14 protein-coding genes are annotated in these 18,293 nt (G+C 43.8%); 6 read left to right on the top strand and 8 right to left on the bottom strand.

What is annotated here, in order from left to right; translation table 11 throughout:
* Positions 1-287: 287 nt before the first annotated feature.
* Both ACOQOA_RS05960 and ACOQOA_RS05955 read left to right on the top strand, forming a co-directional pair.
* Positions 288-1,469, top strand: a complete 1,182-nt coding sequence (locus ACOQOA_RS05960; RefSeq protein ID WP_420547733.1) for a site-specific DNA-methyltransferase — start codon at positions 288-290, stop codon at positions 1,467-1,469.
* Positions 1,470-1,661: 192 nt separating this feature from the next.
* On the top strand, positions 1,662-3,053 hold the full coding sequence (locus ACOQOA_RS05955; protein ID WP_420547732.1) for a multicopper oxidase family protein: 1,392 nt from the start codon (positions 1,662-1,664) through the stop codon (positions 3,051-3,053).
* 11 nt (positions 3,054-3,064) lie between these two features.
* On the opposite strand, the gene ACOQOA_RS05950 is transcribed toward ACOQOA_RS05955, so the two are convergent.
* Complete coding sequence (locus ACOQOA_RS05950) at positions 3,065-4,240, bottom strand: mechanosensitive ion channel family protein (protein ID WP_420547731.1); 1,176 nt, start codon at positions 4,238-4,240, stop codon at positions 3,065-3,067.
* Between the two features lie 52 nt (positions 4,241-4,292).
* Complete coding sequence (mutY, locus tag ACOQOA_RS05945) at positions 4,293-5,372, bottom strand: A/G-specific adenine glycosylase (protein ID WP_420547730.1); 1,080 nt, start codon at positions 5,370-5,372, stop codon at positions 4,293-4,295.
* Positions 5,373-5,471: 99 nt separating this feature from the next.
* Here mutY and ACOQOA_RS05940 point away from each other — a divergent pair, with 99 nt between their 5' ends.
* The 3 genes from ACOQOA_RS05940 to ACOQOA_RS05930 all read left to right on the top strand — a co-directional run bounded on the left by ACOQOA_RS05940 (position 5,472) and on the right by ACOQOA_RS05930 (position 10,543).
* On the top strand, positions 5,472-6,014 hold the full coding sequence (locus ACOQOA_RS05940) for a DUF721 domain-containing protein (RefSeq protein ID WP_420547729.1): 543 nt from the start codon (positions 5,472-5,474) through the stop codon (positions 6,012-6,014).
* 103 nt (positions 6,015-6,117) lie between these two features.
* On the top strand, positions 6,118-6,819 hold the full coding sequence (locus tag ACOQOA_RS05935; protein WP_420547728.1) for a DsbA family protein: 702 nt from the start codon (positions 6,118-6,120) through the stop codon (positions 6,817-6,819).
* Between the two features lie 67 nt (positions 6,820-6,886).
* Entirely contained in the window at positions 6,887-10,543 is a 3,657-nt protein-coding gene (locus tag ACOQOA_RS05930) for a chromosome partitioning protein ParA (RefSeq protein WP_420547727.1), read from the top strand.
* A gap of 59 nt (positions 10,544-10,602) precedes the next feature.
* On the opposite strand, the gene ACOQOA_RS05925 is transcribed toward ACOQOA_RS05930, so the two are convergent.
* Together ACOQOA_RS05925 and ACOQOA_RS05920 are read right to left on the bottom strand one after the other, a co-directional pair.
* Positions 10,603-12,762, bottom strand: a complete 2,160-nt coding sequence (locus tag ACOQOA_RS05925; protein WP_420547726.1) for a methyl-accepting chemotaxis protein — start codon at positions 12,760-12,762, stop codon at positions 10,603-10,605.
* A gap of 310 nt (positions 12,763-13,072) precedes the next feature.
* Entirely contained in the window at positions 13,073-14,197 is a 1,125-nt protein-coding gene (locus ACOQOA_RS05920) for a dihydroorotase (RefSeq protein ID WP_420547725.1), read from the bottom strand.
* A gap of 49 nt (positions 14,198-14,246) precedes the next feature.
* Between ACOQOA_RS05920 and ACOQOA_RS05915 the strand changes: the two genes are divergently transcribed.
* Positions 14,247-14,417 carry a hypothetical protein gene (locus ACOQOA_RS05915; protein ID WP_420547724.1) on the top strand — a complete coding sequence of 57 codons (171 nt, stop codon included), beginning with the start codon at positions 14,247-14,249 and terminating at the stop codon, positions 14,415-14,417.
* 150 nt (positions 14,418-14,567) lie between these two features.
* Here the strand turns inward: ACOQOA_RS05915 and ACOQOA_RS05910 are convergent, their stop codons facing one another.
* The 4 genes from ACOQOA_RS05910 to sdhC are packed head-to-tail and all read right to left on the bottom strand — an operon-like array spanning position 14,568 to position 17,978.
* Complete coding sequence (locus tag ACOQOA_RS05910; RefSeq protein WP_420547723.1) at positions 14,568-15,350, bottom strand: succinate dehydrogenase iron-sulfur subunit; 783 nt, start codon at positions 15,348-15,350, stop codon at positions 14,568-14,570.
* A gap of 22 nt (positions 15,351-15,372) precedes the next feature.
* Entirely contained in the window at positions 15,373-17,166 is a 1,794-nt protein-coding gene (gene sdhA, locus ACOQOA_RS05905; RefSeq protein ID WP_420547722.1) for a succinate dehydrogenase flavoprotein subunit, read from the bottom strand.
* A 12-nt stretch (positions 17,167-17,178) separates the two neighbouring features.
* Positions 17,179-17,583 (bottom strand): succinate dehydrogenase, hydrophobic membrane anchor protein, encoded by a 405-nt coding sequence (gene sdhD / locus ACOQOA_RS05900; protein WP_420547721.1) that lies wholly within the window; start codon positions 17,581-17,583, stop codon positions 17,179-17,181.
* A gap of 11 nt (positions 17,584-17,594) precedes the next feature.
* The gene (gene sdhC, locus ACOQOA_RS05895) at positions 17,595-17,978 is read right to left on the bottom strand and encodes a succinate dehydrogenase, cytochrome b556 subunit (RefSeq protein WP_420547720.1); all 384 of its coding nucleotides are present in this window, start codon (positions 17,976-17,978) and stop codon (positions 17,595-17,597) included.
* Positions 17,979-18,293: the final 315 nt, after the last annotated feature.

Raw genomic sequence — 18,293 nt, 5'->3', positions numbered from 1 at the left:
CAGAGTGTCAAATATAAATGAAAATATCTGGCCTCATGCTTAAGTTTGGGGATTTTTCTCTGACTCTTCAAATAAGTAACTTATCCCCAAAAGTTATCCACAAGTAATTGTGGAAAGTTTGTGGGTGTTCTGGGAGTAAAAAGTAACTGTATGGAGTAAAAACTATATCTAGTAAAATATAGATTCAAAAATTCTATATATGGAATCAGTAAAAAAGATAGTTGACGGTGATTCTACTTTGAATCATGATTCTTTTTAATTCCTCTGGCAAGGTAAGGATCAAATAAATGAAGAATAAATTACCCTTAAACGAAGTATTACTTGGTGATTGTATAGAATTACTTAAGTCATTACCTGATGAGTCTGTAGATATGGTGTTTGCAGACCCACCTTATAACTTACAGTTAAAAGGTGAATTACATCGTCCAAATAATTCGAAGGTGGACGCCGTTGATGATGATTGGGATAAGTTTTCCAGTTTCGCATCCTATGACAAATTTACGAATGACTGGATGAAAGAAGCGCGCCGTGTCTTGAAAAAAGACGGCACCATCTGGGTGATTGGTAGTTATCATAATATCTTCCGCGTTGGTTCCACCATGCAGGACTTGGATTTCTGGATGTTGAATGATGTGGTATGGGTCAAAACAAATCCAATGCCAAACTTTAAAGGTCGTCGTTTCACAAATGCACATGAAACAATGATCTGGGCGTCTAAATCCGAAAAATCTAAATATACATTTAATTATGATGCGATGAAGGCAATGAATGACGACCTTCAAATGCGTTCTGATTGGGTATTACCGATCTGCAGTGGTGGTGAACGCCTAAAAGGGGAAGATGGTAAAAAAGCACATCCGACACAAAAGCCTGAAAGCTTGTTGCATCGTGTGATTATCGCTTCGACAAATCCGGGTGATGTGATCCTTGATCCGTTTTCTGGTACAGGCACAACAGCAGCTGTTGCAAAGCGTCTAGGTCGTCAATATATCGCGCTGGAACGTGAACAATCCTACTATGATGTATCTCAGAAACGCTTAAACGAAGTTGCGGTTGCAAGTGACTTGGAAGCGGTATCTGTAACCCAACCGAAACGCAAAGAGGTTCGTATCCCATTTGGTCGTTTGGTTGAAGAAGGTTTGCTAAATCCAGGGGATAAACTTGAAAGTCCTTGTAAGAAACATGTGGCGAAGGTTCGCGCTGATGGCACAATTGTAACCGGTAGTCATACAGGATCTATCCATAAAGTAGGTGCGGCAGTTCAAGATGCGCCGAGTTGCAATGGTTGGACATATTGGCAGGTAAAAGCCGACAGTCGTAAGAAAATTCCGATTGATGTTCTTCGTCAAAAAATTCGCAGTGACATGGGTGAGGCAGTGAAACAAGCACTGACCGAGAAGTTTGAGCCTAAGTCACGCAAAAGAGCTTCACGTAAAACCGATGTCACATCGGAGATGCGTGTAAACTAACTCTTGCCAGAGTGGTAGCGGGTTTGGGAGATGCGCCCAATATGACCTGTTATCTAAAATGGGGTCTGCTTTTGATCAAGCGGGCCCCTTTTTCTTTGTCAAAATTCTTTTCTATTGATCTAGATTATTTTCTTTTCCAAGTAATAGGCGTATACAGTTGCAAGTCATTCTTAATTAGATGGGGCATAGATCATGTATTCACGTCGTCAAATCCTGAAAGGATCATTATATGGAATGGGGGCTGCAGCGGTTGGTAGTGGTATTCCTCTGACATCAGAATTGATGGCATCGACACCTCGGGTAGATTTTGTGGCTCAACATATTTCCCATAAATTAGGGGCGAATGATATTGAAACAAAAAATATGTATAGCTTTGGTCCGACGATCCCACCGACGATCCGAATGAAGCGCGGTGAAGAATTTCATGGTCGTTTGATTAATAATCTGGAAGAACCAACAACGATCCATTGGCATGGCTTTAGACTTCCCAATAATATGGATGGGGTTGCCTATCTAACGCAGCCATATGTCTATATGGGCGATAGTTTTGATTATAAATTTGTTCCGCATGATGCGGGGACTTATTGGTATCATCCACATTGTAATTCTTTGGATCAATTGTCCTACGGTATGACAGGTATGATTATTGTCGAAGAAGATGAAGACCCGGGCTTTGATCAAGATATCCCGATTAATCTGCGGGATTTCCGATTAGGTGGTGATGGACAATTTATTAAGTTATATCAGCCCAGAAAAACAGCGCGCGCAGGTACATTTGGCACCATGCGCACGACAAACTGGATGAGTGAGCCGACCTATGAAGCGCAAGCAGGAAGCCTTGTACGTTTGCGTCTTTGCGTCACAGATGTGACACGGATTTATAAATTATCTTTACCCAAAGATGCTGAGGCAAAAGTCATTGCAGTGGATGGTCATCCTTGTGACCCATTTCCGTTAAGGCATTTCGCTATGGGACCGGGACAACGCGCTGATGTTGCTGTACGTGTACCTGACGTTGAAGGTACTGAAGTTGCTATTACAAATTATTCCTCAAACAATCCTTGGGATGTGGTGAAGATCAAAGCCAAAGGTCAGTCTGTTAAACGTGATTTGGCTGAGATTGGTGCATTGCCTGATAATCCAGTACCACGTCCTGATTTATCTAATGCGGAATATATCCCAATGGAATTTTCCGCCGCCGCGGAGAAGGCAGCGGTCCCTAATCCAATCTGTGGGGGATTAGGTTTTAAGTTTTGGGCAATTAATACCTCAGTCTGGCAAAAAGACGGTGCAGGTGACCCTAATGAACCTATTAAGGTTTTGCAGAAAAACAAATCTTACGTCTTTGAATTTATCAATCGTACGCCACACACACATCCGATCCATATTCATGGTATGACGTTCCAGATATTAAAGAGTAACAAACGTGAAGTTGCACCTTGGTGGACGGATACAGCCTTGGTCTTGCCGGATGAGAAAATGCAAGTTGCTTTAAAACCGGATACCGAAGGGGATTGGTTAATCCATTGTCATATCTTAGAACATCAGAAAAGCGGAATGACGGCATTCATGCGGGTGGAATAAAGGCGTAACTCTTACGCTTTTTCTTCTGCCAAGACAGGAATTAACTGGCTGGGTGTATCTTCAGGTTTGCCAAGTCCTTCTGGCAGTTTCTCCACATAAAGAGATGTGCTTGGGAAGGCAAAACCTGTGCCTGCATTTTCAACAACTTCTTTGATGTCAAATGCAAGCTGTTCTTTAATTTTTAACCACTCTCCCCAATTGGTGGTTTGGGTAAAGCAATAAAGCATAATATCGATAGAGCTCGCACCAAAACTGTTGATGCGTACAAAAGTGGAAGCTTCATCAGCAGAGACAAAGACATTCGTATCGGAGACAAGCTTTTCGATGCCATCACGGATTTCTTTTAACTGATCCACGGAGGTTCCATATTCAACACCTAAAATCCAATAGATACGACGGTGTGTCATTTCAGAAAAATTGATTACAGGGTTATCGGAAAGGGCTGTATTTGGCACCACAACAGGTGCTTTATCAAAACGTCTTATGCGCGTTGATCTGAAACCGATATTTTCGACTGTTCCCTCAGTGACACCAGAAACTTTAATCCAGTCGCCATTTTTAAAACGGCTTTCAGCCAAAATCAAAATACCTGCAATCAGATTTTTAAATAGATCCTGTGCACCTAACGCGACAGCCACACCGAATAAACCAAGGCCAGCAATCAATGTTCCAACATTAATGCCCCATAATTCTAAAATAGCAGCCGCCCCAATTGCTGCGACTAAAACTTTTAGAATATTGGAAATCCAGCTCAGTAGCGCAGAATGTAGTCGTTTGTTTAGTTTAGTTGCGCCAAAAACAAGGTATGAAAATTGATCCAGTAATCGGAAGAGGCCCCAGAAGAAAGTGAAAACGATCATAGATCGAGTAGCTTTTTCAAAGATGGGCGCCAAAGCACCTTTCACATCCAGATATTGAGTGGCAAAGAAGAAACCCATTACAATTGGGATAAATGTTAATGGCCCTCTGAGGGCTTCTAGAACCTTACGATCAATATCGTTACTGGTCCGATGGGCAAAGGCCTCAATACGTGACAAAACAACGCGGGTAAAAACGCGTCTAATCAACAAGAAACCTATAAAGATGCCAATGGCGTTTATGTAACGACCAAAATCAACGCCGGCATAACCATTCTGCCAAACTTCGATAACTAATCGCATGAAATCGCCGAAACTATTGATGTCCATTTGAAGTCCTGTATGTGTTCTTTGCCAATATTGTTCTCAATTTAAGGAGATTTTAACGCTGTGCAAGGGAAACTGCTTTTTTAAAGACAGTTGGCAATCCAAATTCATCTAATTGATCTAGCGAAAGCCAAAAGTAATTATCTGGTAAATCACAAGTATTGGGGAGCGTGACTTTACCAACGGAAAGAAAAAGATGGAAATGAGTGAAGGTATGTTTGGCTTCACCTTCTGCGAGTTGATGTTCCAGTTTTGGTAGGAATTGCATTTTTCGCATAAGAGCGTCGATATCTGGCTCTTGCCCCTCAATCCAGTCTGTCCCCGGTAAGCCCGGCATCTTGCCTAACAACCCTTTTTCTGGACGACGCTCCAATAGTAAATACCCATCCAAAGTCGTGATCCATAGGCTCAACCCTTTTCTGGTAGGTTTGATTTTCTTTGGTGCTTTTCGTGGCAACTCTTCGGCTTCTAACTTGCCAAGGCAATGAGGCTGAATTGGGCAAATAGCACATTTTGGGGATTTAGGTGTGCAAATGGTTGCACCTAAATCCATTAAGGACTGTGCATAATCGCCTACGCGGCTATCCGGTGTTGCAAGATTTGCAAGGCGATAAAATTCAGCTCTTTCTTTTGGAAGTTCCGCATAAGATTTAAACACGCGGCTCATAACACGCTCAATATTGCCATCAACGACGACAGCACGTTGATTAAATGCGATTGATGCGATGGCTGCGGCCGTGTAAGGGCCAATGCCGGGAAGAGTTAATAACTCTGCTTCAGTTTCGGGAAATTGGCCATTAAAGTCCTGCATGATGCTTTGTGCACATTTGTGCAAATTCCGTGCACGCGCATAATAACCAAGTCCTGCCCATTCTTGTAAAATATCTTCCAGCGGGGCATTTGCCATATCGCTGATATCTGGCCAAAGATTGGTGAATTTTTCAAAGTAAGATTTTACAGTAGCAACGGTCGTTTGTTGCAACATGATTTCGGACATCCAGACATAATATGGATTGGCTTTTACGTCCGGATCATGACGCCAAGGTAAATGGCGTCGATGCTGATCATACCAATCTAACATCGGAGGGGCTATTTGCTGGCCGAGTGTAATTTCGGTTTTAGTTGCGTGATCCATCCTGATCTGTCTTTTCAATCTTTATTTAGGTCAATTTTTGTTTCCCAAATTGGTAAACTAGCCCTTGGAATTGTGCAAGAGATGAGGGATATTAGTCTAATGAGTGAAAGCAATAAAAAACGTCCCTATAAACCGAAACGCAAAGCCATTACACGACCTGTCGGTGAGATGATTCCTGGGCTAACCAAACGTGCCTTGGGCAAATATGGGTTTGGTCAAGTAAGCTTGATTACGGATTGGCATCGTGTCGTTGGAGAACGTTTAGCGCAATTTTCTCAACCGCTGAAATTACAATTTCAACGTGGTCAACGCATGGGAGGCGTATTACATATCCGTGTGACTGGTGCTATGGCGCTTGAATTACAGCATATGGAGCCTTTGCTTATTGATCGGATTAACACATATTTTGGGTATGGGGCTGTCGCATCTATAAGATTAAAGCAGGTTGGGTCCTTGCAGGCGATTCGCAAAAAAGCACCTGATACAGCACGAAAACGAGAGAAAAGCCTGAAACTGGACGATGACCAGAAAAAGGCAATTGAGGATCAGCTTTCCCATGTGGAAAACCCCGAAATGCGAGAATTACTGCAGCGTTTGGGGGAATCTGTCGCGCGCCGTAATCTTGCCACAAAGTCGTCATAGATAGATGTTGGGTGGGAAGAGACAGTTGCTTGCTTTTCCATTCTCACAGTATATTTAGGTTTAAATAATAAAAACCGTATCACACGGGTTAAGGAGAATTTTGATGTCCCTACGGGCTCTATTGGCAGTTGGTGCTGTTGCTGTTACCGCAGCGGGTGGTTATTTTGCATATTCCTCTTCTCAAAATGGACAAGAGGTTGCGTTGAAGGAATTTGAATCTGTATCTTTTATTTCCTCCGCACAGGCCGCGAATTTCAAAGCGAAAGAAGTTGATACAACCGATTATGGTGATGATGCACGTATCTTTGGTGATCCAAATGCACCTGTAACTGTATTGGAATTTGCCTCTATGACATGTGGTCATTGTGGTGCTTTTCACAATGAGAAATGGCCAGAACTGAAAAAGAAATATGTTGATACAGGAATGGTGAAATTCGTATTTAAGGATTTCCCATTTGATCAACGTGCGGCAGGGGCCTCCATGATGGCGCGTTGTGTTGCCGATGATAAATATTTTGCTGCTGTTGGTGCTTTGTTTAAGACACAAGATAAATGGGCACGTGCACAAGATTATATGGGGGAACTTGGCAAGATTGCGAAACTTGCAGGTTTATCCGAAGAGAAATTTGAAGCATGCATGCAAGACGAATCTGTTCTTGATGCGGTCTTAAAAGATCGCCAGGAAGGCATGCAAAAGTACAAAGTTGATTCAACACCGACTTTCTTTGTGAACGGAGATGAGAAAATTTCCGGTAACGTTCCATTGGAAGATTTTGAAGAGGTGCTTGATTCTTATTTTGAATAAGTAACCACAAGATCGGCTCATAATGGGGTTATGGGCCGATCTTTATTGTGAAAAGGGGTAAGGGGATTTGCAGTTTAAGAAGCTGAGATTACACGGCTTCAAATCCTTCGTTGATCAGACGGAAGTCCTGATTGAGGAAGGATTAACGGGTGTGGTCGGTCCAAACGGCTGCGGCAAATCCAATGTAATTGAGTCTTTGCGCTGGGTGATGGGGGAAACGTCCGCCAAACGTATGCGTGGTAAAGAAATGGATGATGTGATCTTTGGTGGTTCAGGCAACCGCCCGCCACGTAACATCGCCGAAGTTACCCTGACACTTGATAACAAAGACCGCAATGCACCATCCGCTTTCAACGATACTGATGAACTTGAAATCACCCGCCGTATTGAACGCGGGAAGGGGTCAGGCTATCGCATTAATGGACGCGAAGTCCGTGCCCGTGATGTACAGCTTCTCTTTGCGGATTTGGCTTCTGGTGCGAATTCCACCGCCATTGTTTCCCAAGGACGCATTGGGGCGCTCATTGGCGCAAAGCCAGCAGAACGCCGTACACTTTTAGAAGAAGCGGCTGGCATTCGTGGTCTCCATTCACGTCGCCATGAAGCTGAATTGCGTCTGAAGGCAGCAGAAAGCAATCTTGAGCGATTAGAAGATGTGATCGCAGCTTTAGATGTACAAAACCAAGGCTTGCAGAAGCAGGCGCGACAAGCAAATCGTTATCGCCGTCTCTCTGAACAAATACGCCGATTTGATGCCATTCTTTTACATTTACGATGGACCAGTAATGAAGAACAATTGGTTCAAGCACGTGCTGCATTGGCAGAAGTTGAAGAAATTGTTCATGAGAAAACTCAACTTGCTGCAAGTGGTGCTTCCTCACAAGCAAAAGCAGCTGAAAAACTACCAGAATTACGTAAAAAAGAAGCGGAAGCTGCTGCAGAGTTACAACGCCTGCAATTAGCAGAACGTGAACTCACAAATGAGGAAAGTCGTCTTCAACAATCCCGTATGGATTTGGAAAACCGTATTCGCCAATTAACCTTGGATATGGAACGGGAACGTGCATTGGAAGGGGATGCACGTCAGGCGTTAGAACGTTTAGCGTCGGAAAAAGAAATGCTGGATGATGGTTCTTCTGACCAATTGGAAATGGTTGAAGAATTAAAAGAAGCGATGGAAGTGGCACAAGAAGAAGTGTCAGAAAAAGAAGCTCTTCTTAATCAGTTAACTGAACAGGTTGCGGGCCTTGAAGCACAACGTAATGCGTTGATGCAGCAAGGGGAGCAGGCTGCAAGCCGTATTGAGCGTTTGAAGGAACGTGCATCTGAATTGGCGATTGAAAAAGAGAATCTCGCACAAGATATGGAGTTGGTGGAAGAATTGGACATGGCAGAAGAAACTGTCATGGAGGCGGAAACCGCTGTGGAAGTGATGCGAGAGTCTCTTGAAGTTGCGGAAGAAAGTTTACAACATTCAGTAGCAACGGAGCGTGAGGCACGTGATCGTTTACAATCGGAAGAAGTCGAAGGGCGTAAACGCATCGATGCAACCGAAGCTGAAAACAGACATGCACTTCAGGAAACAGAAAAAACATGGCGTGATAAGTTAAATAAAGCTGAATCCAAACTGCAGAATTTAAAAGCTGAATATGAAGCATTAGGGAAAGTATTAGCGGCGTCTTTGACGGATATTGCAGAACCTCTTGCGGAGCATATCACTGTCGAAGCAGGTTATGAAATGGCGCTTGGTTCGGCCTTAGGCGACGAATTGGATGCATCTATTCAGGCTGGTGAACCTATTAGCTGGCAAGAAGTTTCAGGGGCTGAGAGTTTTGACTTACCATCCGGTATGAAGTCATTGCTGGATTTTGTTAAAGCACCCAAAGCTTTGTCACGACGTTTGTCTCAAGTGGCTGTTGCAGACAATGCTGATACGGCAGCGAAGATGCAAGGTGAGCTTAAGCAAGGACAACGTATTGTTACCAAAGAAGGTGGGTTATGGCGCTGGGATGGATATACCATTGTGCCGGATGTTCCATCGTCGGCCGCACAGAAACTTGAACAAAAGAAGCGACTAGAAGAGTTAGAAGGTTTAGTCAAAGACGCACGTGTTGAAGCTGAAGAAATGGTGGAACAATCCTATATTCAGAAAAACCATCTGGAGGCTGAATGCGAAGCTAAGCTTGAACAGATGCGCTTGTTGAATGAAGAAACATTGGAAGCCGTGCAAACAGCGTTTGCAGATGCGGTCGAGGCCTCTTCTTCCACTGAAGAAGCAACTCGTTTAGCACGCGAAAATCAGCAAGCTGCCTATGGCCGTTTAAATGAAGCACGCCAACATCACACGCAACTGGCAAGTCGTGCGGCTGCGGCAAAATCCCGTTTAATGAATGTCGAAGACAATGCCAAACGCGTGGCAGATGAAATTGAAGAAGCAGAAATTCTATTGGCTTCATCTCAGAACCAATTAGATGAACTGGAAGATGCATCTACAGCGTGGGATCGGGTAAATCAATTACGTGCCAATTTGGCGGAATTACGTAGTATTGCTATTCAGAAACAATCTTCTTATGACAATTTGCATCGTGAAGCCGAAGTTAAGATGAACCGTCTGCGTGCCATCGCAACAGAGGAACAATCCTGGCAAGAACGTATGAGTGGTACATCTTCCCGGATGGAAGAATTGCAAATGCGTGCGGAACAAGCCGAAGAAGAAAAAATGCTTCTGGAAGCACGCCCTGAAGAAATCGCCGAACAACGCGTTGCTTTGTTGGATCAAATTAATTTCTCTGAAGCGAAGCGCAATGTTGCAGCTGATGAGTTAGCGGAAGCAGAGAAATATCAGTATGATGCAGACCGTGCTTTAAAAGATGCTGAGCAAGCTTTGGCAGAAGTACGTGAAACCCGTGTGCGTTTGCAGGCGGGCGTGGAACAAGCGCAATTGGCATCTGATAACGTTGCTGAACGAATCATGGAAAAACTTGAATGTTATCCAAAAGATGTTCTTGCGACAGGTGGTGTTGGCGAAGATGAAGAATTACCACCACGTCCGGAAGTTGAAACCCGGTTGGAGCGTTTGACCCGTGAACGTGAAAATATGGGGGCAGTTAACTTACGTGCAGAACAAGAAGCCAAAGAACTGCAAACCCGTATTGATGAAATGAATGTGGAACATGAGGACTTGATTGAGGCGATTGCTAAATTACGTCAGGGAATTTCTGCACTGAACCGTGAAGGGCGTGAACGCCTGCTGGCTGCTTTTGAGGAAGTGAACGGTCATTTCAAAGAGTTATTTGTTCGCCTCTTTGGTGGTGGTGAAGCAGAATTAAAATTGACCGAAGCTGAAGACCCACTTCAAGCTGGTCTTGAGATTATGGCATCCCCGCCAGGTAAGCGTATGCAGATTATGTCCCTGTTGTCAGGTGGGGAGCAAGCATTGACTGCGCTTTCTCTTCTATTTGCTGTATTTCTGACCAATCCTGCACCTATCTGTGTTCTGGATGAGGTGGATGCGCCGCTTGATGATGCCAATGTGGATCGTTTCTGTAAGATGTTGGAAGAAATGTCCAACGCTGGAACAACACGTTTCTTGGTGGTAACTCACCATCGTATGACCATGGCACGTGTGGATCGTTTATTTGGGGTAACGATGGCGGAACGTGGGGTTTCACAATTAGTGTCCGTGGATTTACGTCGCGCCGCGCAGATGCGCGAAACAGGTTAAATAATCATAAAGGAAAAGGCGGGAAAATATCCCGCCTTTTTAAATTGGATAAGTTTCACTTAACCTTGATGTTTTGCAACACGATCAAGGAAACTATCAATATCAGATTTTAATGTTTCTGATTGTTCTACCAGATTATTTGTCGCGTCCATTACAGATTGCGTAGCATGACTACTTTCTTCTGACATCTGGCTCACTTCAGCAATTTTTGCAGATAACTCACTGGTACCAGCAGCAGCTTCCTGAGTGTTACGTGCAATCTCATGTGTTGAAGCACCTTGTTCTTCTACTGCAGCAGAAACAGAGGCCGTGATTTGAGACATTTCCTGAATGATATTATCGATGCTTTCAATTGCCCCAACGGTTTCTTTGGTATCATCCTGAATGCGGCTGATTTGCGAAGAAATTTCACCTGTTGCATTTGCTGTTTGTGTTGCCAAAGATTTCACTTCATTCGCCACAACAGCAAACCCTTTACCTGCTTCACCTGCACGTGCTGCTTCGATTGTTGCATTCAGCGCCAACAGGTTTGTTTGTTCCGCGATATCGTTAATTAAAGTAATAACCTCACCGATACGGTTTGCAGATTCATCCAGACCACGCACCAAATCATTACCACGTTGTGTTTCATCCACGGCTTTTTGAGAAATGCTGGTGGAATGTTGCACTTGTGCGGAAATTTCCTGTACGGAGGCTGCAAGTTCTTCCGCAGCCGCCGCAACTGTATTCACGTTATTAGATGCACTTTCTGTAACCCGAGCAGCATCCATTGCCAACGCTTTGGTCTGTTCAACGGAAGAGGACATGGATTGTGCCGTTGAGCTCATTTCGCTGGTTGCAGAATTTACAGATCCTAAAGATTGGTTTGCCTGACCACTGAAATCATTCACCATATTTCCAAGTTCACGTGCTTTTTGCGTACGTGCTTCTTGTTCACGTGCACGTTCAGACGCTTGCTCTTCACTTTGGATCATATTTTGTTTGAAACCAGTTAGGACAGAGGCAATACGCCCAAATGCGGTTTTAGAATCCATCTCTGGAATTTCTGTGCCACGTGCATCTTCTGCCAAGCCTTCCATAGCACCTACGAGTGACATCATGTTTCCGGCAATATTACGGCCAACTGCGACACCGATAATTGCCGCAACAACCACAATGCATGCTAATAAAATTAAGATGAAATTACGTAGATCGTTTGCAGCTTCAATAGCTTCGTCACGTTCTTGATCTGCAATCACTGCCCAGTTAACCCCTGCAAATGTAAATGGAGCATAGGCGGAAACTACGTCATTTCCTTGTGGGTTTGTATAGCTATCAATACCCATCTCACCTGCCAACGCCAAAGCAACACCATCATGTTCTTTGGAAGCAGTCAGAACTGTACTTTCATCTGAGAAACGAGAATCGCTTCGCATCGTGAAATCCGGGCCGACTAAATAAGTTTCACCTGTTTCACCAAGGCCGGTTGCTTCGTTCATAATTGCATTAATCGCACTTAATGGTGTTTGCAAAGCGACAACACCAATTAAGCGGCCACGTTTTGAAAGAAGAGGAGCGGCAATAAAGCTAGCTGCGGCACCATTGCTTGGCGCATAGGCTTCAAAATCAGTGAAGACAAACTGGCCCGGTTCTGTGATTTCAGATGCCTTGCGATAGGCGTCTGCCAATCCAGTTTCCTTCCACTGGCCCTCTAGGAAGTTTGTACCATAGTCGGTTTCTTTGAATACCGAATAGACGAGGTTACCTTTTTTATCAAAGAAGAATAAATCCGCATAACCCTTGCTATTTCTAAAGTCACGATAGAATTTATGATGCTTGGAATGGGCAACATTATACATGCTGCGGTCACCCTCAACGCTTTCATATTTATCTCGTTCTCCAGCTGGATTGGGGTTATCTGTAATAAACATCTTTTGCAAAGTTTGAGATTTATCACCATCCAGGAAGTTCCATCCTGTGACGAATTCGTTTAGCACGGATGCTGTCGCCGGATTACCCGCTAAAAACTTAATATCCTGTTCAATTTGATTGAAAAGGATATTCATAGTGTTGGTTTTAGCCACCGCTTGGCCTGCAAGTTTATCTTCAGCCCCTTGGGTGAGGGCAGATTGTGCAGAAATTAAACTGGAAATACCCACAACCATCGCAGACAATAAGGCAAGCGAAATAATAATAGTCGGTAAAAGCTTCCCCAAGGAAATGCGCATTAAAAAGGACATTTTGAAACCTTCTGTTCTTTCACAAATAAAATCGTTCGTATTTTTATTATTGGGCAATAAGGTAGTTCTTATCTAGTCTATTGAAAACTAAAAAATAATACCCCTTTACCTGAATATAATTCGTTTGTTAGCTGTAGGTAATTCTACGGCGAAATAGTTTACGATATGTAAATATTTGTTAAATCTATGAAGAAAATAATGCGATCGCATGACATTTTCCGACATAAATACAAAAAAGGACAAAGATTGCTTCGTCCTTTTTAATTTTTATGTGATATTTATGATTGAACACTAACCAGTGATATTAGTCTTATCGTGTGTTGAGCGTGTCTTGAAACTTAATAGTTTGTCCGATGGGATTACTTACTAATTTATCATTTTCCATAACGGTCTTACCACGGATAATTGTATAAGTTGGCCAACCCTTAACTTTCTTACCATGAAAAGGCGTCCAACCAGAAACATTAGCCATTTGTTCGTTTGAAATAGTCTTTTCTTTATTCATATCCACAATCGTAAAGTCAGCATCATAGCCAACAGCTAGTCTTCCTTTACGGGCAATGTTGAATACACGTTGTGGCCCATGACATACAAGGTCAACAAAGCGCTCAAGCGTGAGTTTGTTGTTATTCACATGATCGAGCATGATAGGAACCAATGTTTGTACCCCTGGCATACCTGAAGGGCTTTTAGGGTATGTTTGCGCTTTCTCCTCATGTGTATGTGGCGCGTGATCAGAACCTAAGACATCAACCAATCCATTGTTGACGGCTATCCATAATGCGTTTTGATGTTCAATTGATCGGATCGGTGGGTTCATCTGGACATAGCTTCCCTGGCTTTCATAGGCGCTATCATCCAAGGTTAGATGTTGTGGGAGGACTTCCATGGTTGCAACATCTTTATAGTTGGCGATTAACTCAACTTCCTGTCGTGTTGTGATATGTAAGGTGTGTACGTTCTTGCCAACTTTTCTAGCAATATTAAGTAATCGTCTGGTGGCATTTAATGCTGTGTCTTCATTACGCCATTGTGGATGAAAACGCGGATGCGCACCTTGATCGGCAATGTGTTTTCTTGCTTTTAGCATTTCTTCATCTTCACAATGAACAGCAATACGCCTTTTACTTTGTCGCAAGATCGCCTCAATTGCATGATCTTGAGAAACAAGCAGGTTACCCGTGGATGACCCCATAAAGATTTTTATCCCACAACATCCTGGCAGGCTTTCTAATTCATGCCAATTTACATTATCTTCAGGTGTGCCGCCGACGTAAAAGGCAAAATCACACCAAGCGCGATCTTTCATACGATTGATTTTATCATTTAGGGCTTCTTTACTTGTGGTTGGTGGTGCGGTGTTTGGCATCTCAAATACTGATGTCACGCCGCCTAAAACGGCCCCGCGCGTACCATGTTCCAAGTCTTCGTTCATTGCCAGGTTCACGAAAATGGACTTGGGTATCCATCACACCAGGTAAAACATGAAGACCTTTAGCATCAATAATCGTTCGGCTGTCTTTGGTCTCTATTTCACCGATTTTCATAATGGTGTCGCCAACTATACCAATATCGGCCTTGATTGCACCGGACGGCGTCATGCATGTGCCGTTCTTGATGATCATATCGAACATGAAATACTCTTAACCCTCTAAAATAATTTTGACTGAGGATTTGATACATCACTTTTAATTTGAATGATAGATTATTCGATAGTCATCGAAGTTTTTTGTTGAAGAAGGTTAATATAGTTACAAAAAAGGCGGGAATAATCCCGCCTTTAAATAAATGATAAAGTTTATTGATTAAACTTTACGTTCAATCATTAACTTTTTGATTTCCGCAATTGCCTTGGCAGGGTTCAAACCTTTCGGGCAAGTGTTGGAGCAGTTCATGATGGTATGGCAACGGAATAAACGGAATGGGTCTTCCAACGCATCCAAACGTTCCCCTGTATATTCATCACGGCTATCTGCGATCCAGCGATATGCTTGAAGCAATACTGCAGGGCCTAAATAGCGATCACCATTCCACCAGTAACTTGGGCAGGATGTAGTGCAGCTAAAGCACAGGATACATTCATACAAACCATCAAGCTTTTTACGATCCTCTGGGGATTGTAGGCGCTCACCATCTGGAGGTGTTGCTGTATCTGTTTTGATCCAAGGCTCAACAGATGCCAATTGCGCATAAGCATGTTTAAGGTCAGGAACTAAATCTTTTACAACATTCATATGTGGTAAAGGATAAATTTTTGCCTTCCCTTTGATCTCGGAAATGTATTTTGTACATGCCAAAGTGTTCAAGCCATCAATATTCATGGCGCAAGAACCACAAATACCTTCACGACAAGAACGACGGAATGTCAAAGTCGGGTCGATCTCGTTTTTAATCTTGATCAACGCGTCCAATACCATTGGGCCACATTCGTCCAGATCTACTTCGTAAGTGTCGACTTGTGGTGTTTGACCACTGTCTTCATTCCAACGATAGATGCGGAATTCCTTGATATTTTTGCCACCGGATTGGGCTTTCCAACGTTGACCTTCACGGATTTTGGAATTCGCCGGTAGAGAAAATTCAGCCATTTTCAGTCTCCTTCCTTACCGCTTAATATACCCGCGCCTTAGGCGGGATAGTGTCAATTTCATCAGTCATGGTTTCCATGTGAACCGGACGGTAATCCAATTTCACATCGCCATCATCACCGATCCAGGCAACTGTATGTTTCATCCAGTTTTCATCATCACGATCAGGATAATCTTCGCGTGCTTGTGCACCACGGGATTCTTTACGTGTTTCCGCACCAACGATGGTTGCCATCGCCTGACGCATCAAGTTGTCCAATTCCCATGTCTCAACAAGATCGGAGTTCCAAACCATAGTGCGATCGGAAACTTTGATATCGGAAAGTTTTTTCCAAGTTTCTTTAAGTTTCGCAACACCTTCTGATAGGCTGTCGCCTTCACGGAATACCGCGCAATGTTTCTGCATGATGTCTTGCATTTCCGCACGGATGGAGGCTGTGGAATGTGTACCATCAGCTGTGCGTAATTTTTCAAGACGTTCCAGTGTTTCCATACCTGCATCGGCTGCCAAGTCTTTATGCGGTGCATCGCGATCCACGATTTTCGCACAATGAAGGGCTGCGGCACGACCAAACACAACAAGGTCAAGCAAGGAGTTAGATCCCAAACGGTTCGCACCATGTACAGATACACATGCTGCTTCACCCGCGGCCATCAAACCTGGAACCACTGTGTCAGGGTTACCATCTTTGATGGTTAATACTTCACCATTATAGTTGGCAGGAATACCACCCATATTATAGTGACAGGTCGGGATTACCGGAATTGGTTCTTTACTTACATCAACGCCAGCAAAGATACGTGCAGATTCCGCAATACCCGGTAGGCGTTCTTCGATCACAGCAGGATCAAGATGTTCAATATGCAGATGGATATGATCGCCTTTTGGACCAACACCGCGACCTGCGTTAATCTCCATTGTCATGGAACGACTTACAACGTCACGTGACGCCAAGTCTTTCGCAGATGGGGCATAACGTTCCATGAAACGTTCGCCTTCAGAGTTGGTGAGATAACCACCTTCACCGCGTACACCTTCGGTAATCAGGCAACCTGCGCCATAAATACCTGTCGGGTGGAATTGTACGAATTCGGAATCCTGAATAGGTAGACCAGCACGAAGCACCATACCACCGCCATCACCTGTACATGTATGCGCAGATGTCGCAGAGAAATATGCACGACCATAGCCACCAGTTGCCAAAATCACCATCTTCGCGCGGAAACGATGGATTGTACCGTCATCAAGGTTCCATGCCATAACACCACGGCATTCGCCATCTTCCATGATCAAATCAAGCGCAAAATATTCAATGAAGAATTCGGCCTGATGTTTCAAGGATTGTTGGTATAATGTGTGAAGGATCGCATGACCTGTACGGTCAGCCGCGGCACAAGTACGTTGCGCAGGTGGGCCTTCACCATATTCAGTTGTCATACCACCAAATGGACGTTGGTAAATCTTACCTTCTTCCGTACGCGAAAATGGCACACCATAATGTTCCAATTCGATAATGGAAGCTGGTGCCTCACGTACCATATATTCGATCGCATCCTGATCGCCTAACCAGTCAGACCCTTTTACAGTGTCATACATATGCCAGCGCCAGTCATCTGGTCCCATATTACCAAGGGAGGCAGAAATACCACCTTGCGCTGCAACTGTATGGGAGCGTGTCGGGAATACTTTTGTAATACAGGCTGTTTTCAAACCTGCTTCCGCAAGACCAAAGGTTGCGCGTAAGCCTGCGCCACCTGCACCTACAACAACAACGTCATAGGTGTGATCCACGATTTTATAGTTGGATGTACTCATGTCCGTTATTCCTTATAGGGCGATTTTCAAAACTGCCAAAATGCCACCAACGGCAAATGCAACTGCCAATAACTTTATCGCGACTAGTAACGGTGTGCGTAAAGCGCCATGAATGTAATCTTCGATGACAACTTGAACACCTAGCTGCGCATGATGGAAACTGGTTGCAACCAAAAGGATTAGGCATGTGGCATTAAAAGGCTGAGCGGCCCAAGTGCTGAATTTCACATATTCACTACCAACAACTGTTGCGGCTAATGAAGCGTCACTTCCAACCATGCAGGCTACAGAAAACACAAACCAAATGGTCAAAGGAATAAGGGCAACACCAGATAAACGTTGAACCCACCAGTGATGTGTACCGTCCTTCGCAGAACCATGCCCGCGAACTTCGGAAAGAGGTGTACGTAAACTCATAATAGCACCTCCTAAACCATATATGCTAAAGCCCAAACCGCAATGGTAAGGACGATAGATAATGCCAAACTAACATGGCCAGAGATCTCAGCAGATTTCAGATCAAGCCAACGGCCTGAATCCCAAACCAAATGACGAATACCATTCACCAAATGATAAAATAGGGACCAAGTCCATCCTAGCAATAGGATACGACCAATAATGGAACCTGCAAAATTTTGAACGGCTGTGAATTCTTCCGCGCCACTTGCAAGTGCTGTTAACCAGCAGAAAAGGAAAAGAGCCCCGCCTGCCAATGCTATTCCGGTTGCCCGGTTTAGAATTGAATAGGCCATACTCCATTGCCAGCGATATACCTGCAAATGCGGGGATAAAGGTCTGTTTTGAGCGCTCATGACCACCCCTCGTGATGTTTAAATTTTTTATCATATGCGAATGAAGTAAACATCCGCTTCCTCCTGACGTTTTAACATGAAGCAGGTAAGAATCCCGCTCCCCTGTTTCTTATACGTCGAAATATGCTTTCCGGTTTTCTGAATGATCGTTCATAAATTATATTAATTTTATCAAGCAGAAAAACACGCTCCTGATCAGGACGCACATAGAAAACTCTATGACGCCCTTATTACATGTTCCCAAAATGACCTAGACTGCGCAAACTGTCAAAACATTTATGTTGCATCGCGGTAAGTTTTTATAAGCTAAACTTT

The sequence above is a fragment of the Curvivirga sp. genome (genome assembly GCF_965219885.1).
In the GTDB taxonomy this organism is placed as follows: domain Bacteria; phylum Pseudomonadota; class Alphaproteobacteria; order UBA8366; family Aestuariispiraceae; genus Curvivirga.
This window is presented reverse-complemented; position numbering and strand designations above follow the sequence as displayed.

Bases quoted from the DNA above. Each gene is read 5' to 3' on its own strand.
- ACOQOA_RS05960 (WP_420547733.1), top strand. From the start codon at position 288: ATGAAGAATAAATTACCCTTAAACGAAGTATTACTTGGTGATTGTATA.
- ACOQOA_RS05955 (WP_420547732.1), top strand. From the start codon at position 1,662: ATGTATTCACGTCGTCAAATCCTGAAAGGATCATTATATGGAATGGGG.
- ACOQOA_RS05950 (WP_420547731.1), bottom strand. From the start codon at position 4,240: ATGGACATCAATAGTTTCGGCGATTTCATGCGATTAGTTATCGAAGTT.
- mutY (WP_420547730.1), bottom strand. From the start codon at position 5,372: ATGGATCACGCAACTAAAACCGAAATTACACTCGGCCAGCAAATAGCC.
- ACOQOA_RS05940 (WP_420547729.1), top strand. From the start codon at position 5,472: ATGAGTGAAAGCAATAAAAAACGTCCCTATAAACCGAAACGCAAAGCC.
- ACOQOA_RS05935 (WP_420547728.1), top strand. From the start codon at position 6,118: ATGTCCCTACGGGCTCTATTGGCAGTTGGTGCTGTTGCTGTTACCGCA.
- ACOQOA_RS05925 (WP_420547726.1), bottom strand. From the start codon at position 12,762: ATGTCCTTTTTAATGCGCATTTCCTTGGGGAAGCTTTTACCGACTATT.
- ACOQOA_RS05920 (WP_420547725.1), bottom strand. From the start codon at position 14,197: ATGAACGAAGACTTGGAACATGGTACGCGCGGGGCCGTTTTAGGCGGC.
- ACOQOA_RS05915 (WP_420547724.1), top strand. From the start codon at position 14,247: ATGAAGACCTTTAGCATCAATAATCGTTCGGCTGTCTTTGGTCTCTAT.
- ACOQOA_RS05910 (WP_420547723.1), bottom strand. From the start codon at position 15,350: ATGGCTGAATTTTCTCTACCGGCGAATTCCAAAATCCGTGAAGGTCAA.
- sdhA (WP_420547722.1), bottom strand. From the start codon at position 17,166: ATGAGTACATCCAACTATAAAATCGTGGATCACACCTATGACGTTGTT.
- sdhD (WP_420547721.1), bottom strand. From the start codon at position 17,583: ATGAGTTTACGTACACCTCTTTCCGAAGTTCGCGGGCATGGTTCTGCG.
- sdhC (WP_420547720.1), bottom strand. From the start codon at position 17,978: ATGAGCGCTCAAAACAGACCTTTATCCCCGCATTTGCAGGTATATCGC.